Origin of the sequence: Pelosinus fermentans JBW45 (assembly GCF_000271665.2) — a bacterium.
Lineage (GTDB): Bacteria > Bacillota > Negativicutes > DSM-13327 > DSM-13327 > Pelosinus > Pelosinus baikalensis.
Genome location: NZ_CP010978.1, coordinates 3,781,310 through 3,793,425, shown reverse-complemented (window position 1 = coordinate 3,793,425; position 12,116 = coordinate 3,781,310). Strand labels below are relative to the sequence as shown.

Genomic DNA, 12,116 nt, shown 5'->3' with positions numbered 1-12,116 from the left:
GTGTATAGCCAGAATAAGGATAGGAATTATCTGGTAAAGAATTAGTTGCTATTGATGGTTCAAAATTCCGAGCATGTAATCAAAACGTAACAACAAGAAGTAATATCCATAAGGCAATATTGGGAGATGGCTTAGGGGGTATGTTTAGTTAATAGTTAACGGTTTCAAGTGAGGTGGCAGTAATTATTTCTGATGAAGAACTTGCAAGGCAATTGCAGCAGGGAAACGAGACCGCTTTGGAGACTATTGTTTCTCGCTACCATTCTAAGATATTTTCATATATCTATCGGATGAGTAAAAATTATCATAGTGCTAATGATATTACCCAAGAGGTATTTATCAAAATATGCCGGAATATTAAAAAGTACAATCCAGAACTTCTTTTCAAGACGTGGATTTATACAATTGCGTCAAACACATGTAAGGACTATTTGAAAAGCGCATATGTGCAAAAAACGATTCATGGTCTTGAGATGCCTGATACTATTAGGGATTATGAGGATACACCGGAAGAATTTTTACAGAAACAGGATGAACGCGAAGCGATTATCGAAGTTCTCAATCAATTGGGAGACATTCACCGTGAAGTAGTTGTCCTTCGTTTTTATGAAGACTTGAAACTGGAAGAAATAGCATTAGTATTGAATATTCCTGTAGGAACAGTTAAATCAAGGTTATCTAACGGCTTACATAATCTTAAAAAACTGCTTAAAGAGGGGGGCGAGGAATTTGGATAAATATCAAGAAATTCTTAGCGAAATTGATAAAGACGGAAATGATGAAGAGATGGTTGTTGTTTTAAATAAACTATCCAAATACAACGTCCCTAAGCCTACTGCTGCGATGACCAGCAGCTTGCTCTATAACCTCAAAGCAGTTTTGCAGGAAAATGATAGTAATGATGGTGTTCCAATTCTTAAACCTATTAATAGAGTAGCGATAGAAAGGTCTGCCAGTGATGGCAGTCTACTCTCTGTCTTACGTCTGGTAAAGCCCCAGTTGGCTATTTTGAGTTGGCGGTTTATGGCGGTGACTAGTTTGATCATTTTTGCAGGCATTTTTTTAACGAACGGTGATAGAGATTCGTTGATTTTTTTAACAAATGGAGCGCCAATTTTAGGCTTGCTGACGCTTTTTTATGAACATAGGGCAGAGCTTTATGGTACAAATGAGCTGGAAGCGTCTTGTCCTTATACACCAGCCCAATTGGCTGGTGCAAGAATTATCGTAACCTTGGGATATACGATTATCGTTTGTCTGACTGCTACGGGGATGATCGCCCTTTCTTTTTCTGATATGCTGACAAATGAAAAAGTGCTATTATGGAAGACTATTCTTGCATGGTTAGCACCCATGGTGTTTTTCTTAGGTGTCGCGTTGGCTGTTTCTTTGCGCTTAGGCGCTATGTATGGTTGTGGAACGGCATTTATAATGTGGGTAGCGAAAGTTATTTTTGAACAAAGTGATGTTGGAAGAAGTTTGATACAAATCAGTCTAGTTGGAAATGGTTTGATACAGCGAATGCCAATGATACTTTTAGTGATAGGTCTCATACTGATTGCAATATATCTACGTTGCATGCGTGTCGAAAATATGGATTACTCCCAAGAGGGATAAAAGAGGGAGAAGAATATGTTAGAGCTATCTTCCATTACAAAATGTTTTAAAAAGAATTGTGTGATAAATGATATGTCCCTTTCTTTACCTAAGGGATTACATTTGTTGACTGGACCTAATGGGGCGGGCAAAACGACTTTATTACGCATCCTTGCAGGGGTTATTGCGCCAACAACTGGTCAAGTATCTCTTAATGGAATGTTTCTCCCTAATGACAGTGTCAGGTTTAAAGCCCATATGGGATACTTACCTCAGAATTTTGGGATTTATCCTGAAATGACCGCGCAAAAATTTTTGAAATATTTTGCAGAATTAAAGGGGATTCCTGCTGCAGTTGCTAGTGCAAAGGTTGAAGAGGTAATGGATATTGCCCAAATCTCTTCCTTTCATAATAAAACCTTGCGGGACTGGACAAAGGGGATGCGCCAAAAGGTTGGGATCGCTCAAGGGTTATTAAACGATCCTGATCTTCTCCTTATGGATGAGCCATTATCTGGGCTTGATCCGGAAGAACGTTTTTATTTTTGTAATTTATTTTCCCGGTTATCCTCTGAACGTATCGTCCTATTAAGTACCCATATCATTTCAGAATTAACTGCTTTGGCAGATAGTATCATGCTGTTACATAAGGAAAAACTACGATTTAAAGGTCCAATCTCTGTAATGATAGACACTGCCAGGAGTTTTGTCTGGCAAGCTACTCTATCTGAGGACGAGTGGCATGATAAAAAGAATGAATTGGTAGTCAGTGCTTTACGGGCTGATAAAGGGTTGTATGAAATAAGGATCATTAGCGATGTTAGGCCGGAGCTTACGGGAGTGTGTTCTGTGGATCCCACCTTGGAGGATGCGTATATCTATCTAGTATCCCAGGGTGATTCAGAATGAGAAAGAAATGGTATTTATAATGATAGAGATTAATAATCTTAGTAAAAGATATAACAATAATTGTATGGCACTGAACGATATTACTTGCAGTATAGGCACAGGTGTATTTGGTCTCTTAGGGGAAAATGGTGCGGGGAAGAGTACCTTGCTGAGGATTTTGGCGACGATGATTGAGCCTACGGGAGGTAGGGTAACTGTTAATGGGGTAGATGTATGTTCTGAGAAAACAGTAATTCGTAATGAATTAGGGTATTTGCCCCAAGAATTTGGTTTTTACTCCAGGTTGACTGGTTTTGAGATGCTCGAGTATTTTGCAGTATTAAAAGGGGTAACGGATAAACAAGCAAGAAAAATACAGGTGAATGAGGCTATTGAGCTAGTTAATCTTGCAGAGGTTAGGAATAAAAGGATTTCTACATATTCCTTTGGCATGAAACAGAGGCTGGGATGTGCACAAGCTTTATTGGGCAAACCCCAGCTTTTGATCATGGATGAACCTACAGCTGGACTTGACCCCGTCGAGCGCAACAATATACGCAATGTAATCAGTGAACTGGGACGGAAGATAACCATTGTTTATTCTACCCATATCCTTGCTGACATTGAAGCTTGTTGTTCGGAGCTTGCTGTATTACGTCAAGGAAGTTTGGTGTTCCAAGGAAAACCGGATGAACTTGTTAAGTTGGCCACAGGAATGAGTTGGCAGATAAAAGATACTGCTCGTGCAAAAGATGGTTATATGTCATTGATAGAATCGGCGAGGCAAGAGGAAGATGAATAATATAATGGCGATTGCCTTGCAAGAAATGAGAGTAGGCATAAAAGGGGGGGGCTATTGGGTACTTGTAGTTTTAGTCAATTGTCTTTTATGTTACTCTTTATATCAGGAACAATTCTTTGCGCTTAGAGTCATATCGGTTTTCTATATTTTTTTTGTCTTTTGGAATATCGGTATGATTGCCAGGGATTGGCGCAGTGGCGCGGCAGAGATTGTTAATACGCTTCCCTGTAAGGATTGGGAGTTGCTGCTAGGGAGAGCAGTGAGCAGTTTTTTGCTTTTAGGTCTGCTGGGTATGCAGATGTTTTTAGTCGTGGCGACTATGGTACTGTTCGTTTTTCCTACGCCGGTGCCTTTTTTTGACCTGTTATGGAACTATTGGTTGAATTATTTTTTGATCAGTATCAATTCAATATGTGTCACTTTGTTTATAGAGACGATCTGTCGTTCGAATATTTTTTTAGCCACATTGATAACTGCTTTTTATCTAATATTGATTAGTATTCTTGATGGTGATCATAATACCTTATTGCCATATTGGTTACCACCGATAAATTTGGCTTATAATCTGGCAGCTACAGAATTTCCTTCACAGCTTACAGAGCGCTTTCCTAAGAATGGATTTATACCAATGGTTTTGTGTCAGCAGCTGGGGCTTTCAGCAATGTTGTTTTTAGTCAGCTATTATTATTATAGTAAGCGGCGTTCTTTGGGAAAATTGGGATTATCATACATACTGCTAGTAACAGCTGCCTTTGCTGTATTTTTATCTAGTTCTATTCCATTCGTCCTGGAGTATAAAGCGCGCGAGCAAAGTTATCAAGAGTCTTTTAGCAATGCGGTGGTTGATGACGGACAAGCAGCAGATAGGTCAAATAGGCTGCAACCTGTTAGCTATGTAATGGATATTAAATTGAAAACAGTCCTGAACACTGCGGACTGTGATGTAAAGCTGGTTTTTAAAAATACAAGTGACAGCCAAATACAAGAGATCCCTTTGACCTTAAAAAATTATTATACGGTTCAGCATGTAACCGATGGTAGTGGCAAAGAACTTGTTTGGGAAAGAAAAGGTGACTTTATTGCGGTGAAACTAAATGCGCCTCTTGTTGCCGGAGCCACTATGGAAATTGCTTTGGATTATTCGGGCAAAGTATGGGAGTGGTTTACGGACTATGATGCCCAACCGAGGGGATTGATTAATTTTGTTTCACCGGCGATGACCTTGTTACGGTCTGGTCATGCATGGTATCCTGTTTTAGGTAAAAACCCGATATACAACATTGTTGAGTATCAGAGCAGATGGAGTAATGAGCCCACCCAGATATTGTCGGCGCGCAATGTCTCCCACCTGCCTGCCGCCTTTTCGATAACTGTTGAAATAGATAGAGACATGGAAGTTGTTACAGGATTACCCTTAAGAGAAGGTATATATCTAGCAGAGGGAACTGGTAGGAAGTTTGCTTTTTTCAGTTCGTCTGCCCAGGACGCTTTTTTGATAGCTGCTCCTTATGTAAAAATAGCGGCTCAGAGCGGAGATATGACAACTTATTGTGCAAAACTGCATGAAGAGAACGCAAATACGGTCATTACACTAGCCAAGGATAGGATCACATTTTATGAAAACCTGATACCACGGGCGAACAAGCAATATTTGAATGTAGTTGAGGTGCCTCAATTCTTACTGGATAGCTGGCTGGAAGAAACTGCTGAACGCAAAAAACTAGGATTGAAAAATGCTATTTTGGTCTCGGAATATTTTTTAAAATTATTGCCAAACGAAGATACGAGTGAAAAGAAATTACAAATGCTATATTTTGAAGAGGCTGTTCTAAGTCTTTGGTGGCCGGCATTTGATACAAGCGATCCAGGAAATATAAGTGCCGGGATGCTTTCCTATATGTATACCTTATATAAAGAGAATCTACTAGGCAAAGCGTATTATGAGGATGTGAAACAATTTTGGCTGCAGTATAAGCCCGTGCCTAACTTGGTGGCCGGCGAGGATGGGGATAGAATCCAGGCCGGGGGTGACAACCTGGTTGTAAAAGAGATTTTTTTAATCCTTGATGATATTAGGCAATCAGAGCTTGGTGATGAAGGTGTACAATCCTTTATGCAAAAGATCCATGCAGAATCTGTTAGCACATACGACAGAGAGCTTGACTGGCTCGATATGCTTCACATTATGGATGATTTTGGACAAGAGCTGTTACAAAAAGGCTATTCCACTCAGCAAGTCAATCGGATTATGACAGGGCCAAGGCAAAAGGCGGAAACGATGAATTCCCTGAAATTATCTTCTGTAGAAGAAGCAAGATCCTTTAGGCTTAGGATTCGTTGATGAAAGTGTTGATGGAAGATAAATAAGAAAGATATGTAGGTATACAGACAAGGCACTTTTTTGTGTCTTGTTTTTTTTTATATAAAAAATTGCCTTACCTTGAACCAAAGCAAAGTTATTCTCGTATTTATTATGGAGAGCAAAGTGGGAAATGAGCTACTCTGTATAACAACACGCCCGCGCTGCTTCGCCTGGTCGTGGGTGGAGGCTGCCCGGCATACACCGCTGCAGGTGACAGCCTTTCCCTTTCATCGTATTTTCAGATTAACTTGTTACACTCAGTTTGACAAATTGGACAAGCAATATCCTAAGCGATTTCACCTCCCATTTTACAGACATAGCTCATATAGGTCATTTAAATACACTTTTGATATTTTACGGATAGGGTGGAGAAAAAAATGAAACTAATCTCAGTAGTTGTACCTGTTTTTAACGAGCAGGAGAATGTGAATGTGTTTTACCAAGAAGTCTGTAAGTATATGGAGCCTTTAAGCTATGCTTATGAATTAATTTTTATTGATGATGGCTCCAGTGATGATACTGCAGTGATTCTCGAACGCATGACAAAGCAAGATACAAAGGTTAAAGCGGTTCTTCTGGCACGAAATTTTGGGCACCAAGTGGCCTTAACCTGCGGGCTTGATTACGCTCAGGGGGATGTGGTGATCACCATGGACGGCGACCTGCAGCACCCGCCAGAGCTGTTGCCGCTTTTGCTAACGAAATGGGAAGAAGGTTTTGATGTCGTGCAAACCGTCCGCGTAGGTACATCTGGCGTCTCTTGGTTAAAGAGGTTTACCTCAAGCATGTTCTATAAGTTAATTAATACCATGTCCGATGTTCATATCGTGGAAGGCGGATCAGACTTCCGGTTGCTTGATAAAAAAGTTGTTCACACTTTTCAGTGCTTTAAGGAGAAAGCCCGATTTATCCGGGGGATCATTGGCGATATGGGGTATCGTCAAACGCAGGTGGCGTTTGTGGCGCCTGAACGCTTTGCCGGAAAGTCTAAGTTTTCACCCAGGAAGATGATTTCTTTTGCCCTTGCCGGTATTACGGCTTATTCAAAACTCCCCCTGCGCTTTGCCTTTTATCTTGGCTTACTTTTTGGTGTGTTGAGTTTTGGCTTGACCCTGAATGTGGTGTACACGAAATTGTTTACCGCTGATGCTGTTCCGGGCTGGGCCACGGTCGCAGTGAGCATATTGACGCTTGGAGGCATTCAATTGGTAGGCCTGGGGATTATCGGTGAATATGTTGGACGCATTTTTGAGGAGGTTAAGCAGCGGCCGTTATACTGGGTCAGCGCTGAATTTAAAAGTGGCACTGAAGCCGTCGTTCAAGTAGATGTCTTTAGAAAGGATTTATAGCAATGAAATTATTTGATGATGTAAGCAACTTTACCGCTTCCCCTAAAATCTATGGGGTCCTGTTTCTGATTTCGTTTTTTGGTTATATGTTTTTTAACCAAGCCATACCCATCACCGATCCGGTGGAATCGAACTATGCGCTTACAGCAAAAGAAATGGTGTTGTCAGCGGACTGGGTGTCACCAAGGATTTATGGAAATGCCTGGTTTGATAAGCCAATATTTTTTTACTGGCTTACGGCATTATCATTTCAACTCTTTGGTTTTTCAGAGTGGGCAGCTCGGTTGGCGCCGGCTTTGTTTGCTGCCGTGGGAGTCGTGCTGCTGTATTGGTTTGTAAGCAAAACCAATACGCGAAGGTCCGCATTATTGGCAGTGGTGATTATGGGAACGTCCTTCGAGTATATATTGTTGGCTAAACTAGTGATTACCGATATGGTGTTCTTTGTGTTTAATTGCGCTGCTCTGGGATTTTTTTATCTGGGGTATGTAAAAATGGATGGCACCAAGCGATGGTATCTAGCTGCCTATGTCAGCATGGCGCTGGCTGTATTGACGAAAGGGCCGATTGGCGCTCTGCTGCCTACTCTAGTTATGCTGTTAGTTATTCTGTTGCAGCGCAATTGGACGGAACTTAAAGAAATGTATCTGCTGACAGGAGTTTTGCTCTTTGCCATTGTGGCGCTGCCCTGGTACGCTGCCATGTATACCTTGCACGGTATGGAGTTTATCAATAACTTTTTTGGTGTTCATAACTATCTTCGGGCAACCGTTTCCGAACATCCGAAAGATAATGTGAGCTACTATTATCTTGCTGTATTTGTGCTCAGCATGCTGCCTTGGTCTGCTCTGGCTGTAAAAGCTTTGATCCAAGGATATAAAGACTTGCGTTCCCTGAAGTCCCCGCTGCTGTTATTCCTTTTTCTGTGGATAGCTGCTTATTTTGGCTTTTATTCGTTAATGGCCACTAAATACCTGACCTATACGTTTCCCATCCTCTTTCCCGTGGCAATCCTAACAGCTATTCAACTAGAGCGGATGCTGGCGCAGGGGAAAACGAAGGAAATTTTCTACTGGATAGGGGTTCCTGTGGCCTTGCTCATGGTTGGATATATGATAGCGGCTTATCGCTATCTGGCGGGGTGGGAACTTGGCCTGGCTACAGCCGGTCTGCTACTGCTCCTGGTATTCAGCGTGTGGAAAGCAAGAAACCGGACTGCGGTCGATGTTTTCAAATTGCTTTGTTTGTGCCAATTGGGGGCATATATCGTACTTTCCCTGTTTATATTCCCTATCATAGCGGAAAGCCGGTCAGGAAAAGAGATTGCTAAAAGTATGGTCGACCGTGGAGTGGAGAAGATCGGGATGTATCAGTTTTACAGTACTTCGGCGGTTTTTTATAGCGGCAAGGTCGCAGTCAAGCTTACCCCCCCAAGGGAAGTGACTTTCCGTCAGGCGGAAGAGCTAGACTGGTCAAGCAAATACACCATGCCGACCCAGGGGATAGTTGAATTTGGGGCGAAGCCCCCATTATCTGATCGTCTGATTATCGTGAGAGGTAAGCAAAGAGAGCAATTTCTGCTGGAGACAGCTAGGTTTAATTATCAATTGCTAAAAGATAGTAAAGGCTTGTCTTATTATTCTATTAAGGAATAAGGGACGTTGCTAATGCTGAATGGGACAGGGGGGACAGATGTGCGCCACGAAAGTGGCGCACCCCTGTTCCTTTGTTTTTGTACCGGGCTGTGGCAACCAGGCGGATGTTAGGGATTGTGATGCTGTATTCTTTGGGAATATCTAAAACTGCATTTTTTTGTACTCTACGGGTGTACAGCCTTTTAGCTTCTTAAATGTTCTGTTAAAGGTAGCAATGCTGTTAAAGCCAGAGGAAAGGGCAATTTCGGTAATGGACTTGTTATGAGCAATTAATAACCGAATTGCTTGTTTTATACGGCGTTCATTTAAATAGCTCAAAAAATGATTACCGGTCATTTCCTTAAAAATTCTTGAAAAATGGTATTCGCTAAAGCCTGCGGCAGAAGAAACATCTTTAAGGGAGATGTCATTTTGATATTGTTCTTCAATATATTGAAATGCTAAATTTAATTTTTCTAGAATATGAAATTTTTTATTGCTGCTGCTGGATATTTCAGCACTGATATTGTTACAAACACTGCGGGATAACAACACCAGAATGTCAAATATTCGGGCATTTAGATATAACGTATATCCCAATGCTCGATGCTGGTATTCATTGATTAAGGCAATAATATTTTTTTCTAATTCAGTGTGCAATAAGGGGTCTTCTTTGGCTGAGATGAATTTTGTCATGGATAAAAAAGGAGTAAGCTGATGTGATTGACCGAACACATCCAGTGTGGAGATTTCAAATTGAATAAAAAAACGATTTCCTTTGTTATTGCGGGTATGAAAGCTATGAATATCCCCACCAGCAATAAATAGAATATCTTTTTCACACATCGTATATTCTAGACCATTTACCGTCGCCCTATAGTCGTTTTCGACTGGATATACCAGTTCAGCAGCATGATGCCAATGCAAAGGCCAATCAAAGTTATCAAATGTATTTAATTCAATACGAAAGGGATAGGTTTCGGTATATATATCTTTTTCATGTAAGCCTTCTATGATCATAAATGCACTCCTAACTTATAATTTTTCTTAAGATTAATTAAAATAGATTATCAAGGATATGGCTTAATTTCATTAGAAGATGAAATGGTTTCCTATGTAAAATAGCATCCAGCAAGAAGTGAGGATCTTGTAGCAAAAAATGAGAATATTTAAAAAAATTAAAGTATTATACTATAGATTATAAACTAAAAGTTTCTGTTAGTATTGCATTATTTAGAACAAAGTTCTTATATTTTTTATGGACATGAAGCAAATAGCAATGGCTTACAAGGGGATGAGAGAATGGAAATATTTGATTATCAAGATGAGACACTGAGTTTTGAACAACGGGCAAAAGATTTAGTTTCAAGGATGACACTAGAAGAAAAAGTAACCCAAATGGTATACATTTCACCAGCTATTCCTAGGTTAGGTGTTCCGGCTTACAATTGGTGGAGTGAAGCACTGCATGGTGTAGCACGAGCAGGAGTTGCTACTGTGTTTCCACAAGCAATAGGACTGGCAGCTACTTTTGATGAGAAGCTGATTCATGATGTGGCCGAAGTTATTTCAATTGAAGGCAGAGCTAAATTTCACGAATTTCAGAGAAAAGGAGACCATGGTATATACAAGGGGTTAACATTTTGGTCTCCGAATGTCAATATTTTTCGAGATCCCCGATGGGGACGCGGGCAGGAGACTTTTGGCGAAGATCCCTATTTGACAGGACGATTAGGCGTGTCCTTTATAAAAGGACTACAAGGGCAGGATAAAAAATATTTAAGGGCGGCTGCCTGTGCGAAACATTTTGCCGTCCATAGTGGTCCGGAAAGCGAGCGACATAGTTTTGATGCTGTAGTTTCACCGAAAGATTTGCGAGAAACATATCTGCCTGCTTTTAAAGAATGTGTGAAAGAAGCAAATGTGGAAGCGGTAATGGGGGCATATAACAGGGTTAATGGTGAGCCTTGCTGTGGCAGTAACATGCTTTTAAAAGAAACATTAAGACAAGAATGGGGCTTTACTGGACATGTGGTTTCTGACTGTTGGGCGATAAAAGATTTTCATGAAAACCATAGAGTAACCAGCAGCGCACCGGAGTCAGTAGCACTGGCTTTAAACAACGGCTGTGATTTAAACTGTGGCAACATGTATCTTAATTTATTGATTGCATATCAGGAGGGGTTAGTTACCGAGGAAGCCATAAACACGGCAGTAACAAGATTGATGCTTACCAGAATGAAACTAGGCTTGTTTGATACTGCTGAGAATGTTCCATATACCAATATTGGCTTTCACCAAAATGATTGTCAAGAGCATCGAGAGTTTGCCTTGGAAGTATCCAAAAAAACCTTAGTGCTACTAAAAAATGAAAACAATTTACTGCCCTTAGACCGCAATACAATATCATCCATTGCAGTTATTGGACCTAACGCTAATAGTAGAGAGGCGCTTACCGGCAATTATTGTGGTACAGCTTCGAATTATATTACCGTATTGGAAGGAATTCGCGAAGCAGTAGGAAAAGATACAATAGTCTCCTACGCCCAAGGCTGCCATTTGTATAGAGATAAGGCAGAGAACTTGGGAGAGGCGCGGGATCGATTTGCTGAAGCTGTTTCTACTGCAGAACGAGCGGATATTGTCGTCATGTGCATGGGACTGGATGCGAGTATTGAAGGGGAAGAAGGCGACGTTTCCAACGAATATGCCAGTGGGGATAAATTGGGGTTAAATTTGCCAGGATTGCAGCAGGAACTGTTGGAAGTGATTTATCAAACAGGGAAACCGATCATTTTGGTGCTTCTTGCTGGAAGTGCTTTGGCTGTTACCTGGGCTGCCGAGAAGGTGCCTGCTATTATACAAGCTTGGTATCCAGGAGCAGAAGGGGGAAAAGCGTTGGCTTCGGCGATTTTTGGTGAATATAGTCCTGTAGGTAAACTACCAATTACCTTTTATCGTACTACAGAAGAACTTCCTGAGTTTACAGATTACTCCATGAAAAATCGAACTTACAGATACATGACAAAGGAAGCTTTATATCCTTTTGGCTACGGACTTGGTTATACTACTTTTGCATATCGGCAGCTGCAGCTAAATCGTACCCAAATTTCTGCTGGGGAAAATGTTCAATGCTCTGTATTGGTTAAAAACACTGGGAATTTTGCATCTGATGAAACAGTACAGCTGTATATAAAAGATGTGAAGGCGAGCGTAGAAGTTCCTATTTTGGAATTACAAGGCATACAAAAAGTCCATTTGCTGCCTGGCACAGAACAAGAAGTATTCTTTACCCTAACCCCAAGACAATTGGCACTGATTAATGAAGAAGGTAATTGTATATTGGAGCCTGGTGCATTTGAAATATATGTAGGCGGCTGCCAGCCGGATTCCAGAAGTCTTCAATTGCTGACTGGCAGGGTAATGGAAAAAATCCTATTAGAAGTTGTCGGAGAAGCTATAGAGCTGGAATACTAATTGGTTTT

The 12,116-nt window shown here is 40.9% G+C and carries 9 protein-coding genes; 8 read left to right on the top strand and 1 reads right to left on the bottom strand.

The window, feature by feature from the left end:
- Positions 1-173 precede the first annotated feature (173 nt).
- The 7 genes from JBW_RS16895 to JBW_RS16865 all read left to right on the top strand — a co-directional run bounded on the left by JBW_RS16895 (position 174) and on the right by JBW_RS16865 (position 8,652).
- On the top strand, positions 174-737 hold the full coding sequence (locus tag JBW_RS16895; protein ID WP_007959849.1) for an RNA polymerase sigma factor: 564 nt from the start codon (positions 174-176) through the stop codon (positions 735-737).
- Positions 730-1,617, top strand: a complete 888-nt coding sequence (locus tag JBW_RS16890; protein ID WP_007959851.1) for a hypothetical protein — start codon at positions 730-732, stop codon at positions 1,615-1,617. Before JBW_RS16895 ends, JBW_RS16890 begins: the two co-directional genes overlap by 8 nt.
- Positions 1,618-1,632: 15 nt before the next feature.
- Complete coding sequence (locus JBW_RS16885) at positions 1,633-2,505, top strand: ATP-binding cassette domain-containing protein (protein WP_007959853.1); 873 nt, start codon at positions 1,633-1,635, stop codon at positions 2,503-2,505.
- The gene (locus tag JBW_RS16880) at positions 2,492-3,286 is read left to right on the top strand and encodes an ABC transporter ATP-binding protein (RefSeq protein WP_235333894.1); all 795 of its coding nucleotides are present in this window, start codon (positions 2,492-2,494) and stop codon (positions 3,284-3,286) included. Before JBW_RS16885 ends, JBW_RS16880 begins: the two co-directional genes overlap by 14 nt.
- Complete coding sequence (locus tag JBW_RS16875) at positions 3,279-5,627, top strand: hypothetical protein (protein ID WP_007959858.1); 2,349 nt, start codon at positions 3,279-3,281, stop codon at positions 5,625-5,627. Before JBW_RS16880 ends, JBW_RS16875 begins: the two co-directional genes overlap by 8 nt.
- Positions 5,628-6,025: 398 nt before the next feature.
- Positions 6,026-6,997 carry a glycosyltransferase family 2 protein gene (locus JBW_RS16870; protein ID WP_007959860.1) on the top strand — a complete coding sequence of 324 codons (972 nt, stop codon included), beginning with the start codon at positions 6,026-6,028 and terminating at the stop codon, positions 6,995-6,997.
- Positions 6,998-6,999: 2 nt separating this feature from the next.
- Entirely contained in the window at positions 7,000-8,652 is a 1,653-nt protein-coding gene (locus JBW_RS16865; RefSeq protein ID WP_007959863.1) for an ArnT family glycosyltransferase, read from the top strand.
- 141 nt (positions 8,653-8,793) lie between these two features.
- On the opposite strand, the gene JBW_RS16860 is transcribed toward JBW_RS16865, so the two are convergent.
- Positions 8,794-9,651: a helix-turn-helix transcriptional regulator gene (locus JBW_RS16860; RefSeq protein ID WP_007959865.1), complete on the bottom strand. Its 858-nt coding sequence runs from the start codon at positions 9,649-9,651 to the stop codon at positions 8,794-8,796.
- A gap of 282 nt (positions 9,652-9,933) precedes the next feature.
- Between JBW_RS16860 and JBW_RS16855 the strand changes: the two genes are divergently transcribed.
- Positions 9,934-12,108 (top strand): glycoside hydrolase family 3 C-terminal domain-containing protein, encoded by a 2,175-nt coding sequence (locus JBW_RS16855; RefSeq protein WP_036681792.1) that lies wholly within the window; start codon positions 9,934-9,936, stop codon positions 12,106-12,108.
- Positions 12,109-12,116: the final 8 nt, after the last annotated feature.

What these genes read in the sequence shown, in the direction of transcription:
- JBW_RS16885 (WP_007959853.1), top strand. Translation starts at nt 1,633, where the DNA reads ATGTTAGAGCTATCTTCCATTACAAAATGTTTTAAAAAGAATTGTGTG.
- JBW_RS16870 (WP_007959860.1), top strand. Translation starts at nt 6,026, where the DNA reads ATGAAACTAATCTCAGTAGTTGTACCTGTTTTTAACGAGCAGGAGAAT.
- JBW_RS16875 (WP_007959858.1), top strand. Translation starts at nt 3,279, where the DNA reads ATGAATAATATAATGGCGATTGCCTTGCAAGAAATGAGAGTAGGCATA.
- JBW_RS16865 (WP_007959863.1), top strand. Translation starts at nt 7,000, where the DNA reads ATGAAATTATTTGATGATGTAAGCAACTTTACCGCTTCCCCTAAAATC.
- JBW_RS16855 (WP_036681792.1), top strand. Translation starts at nt 9,934, where the DNA reads ATGGAAATATTTGATTATCAAGATGAGACACTGAGTTTTGAACAACGG.
- JBW_RS16860 (WP_007959865.1), bottom strand. Translation starts at nt 9,651, where the DNA reads ATGATCATAGAAGGCTTACATGAAAAAGATATATATACCGAAACCTAT.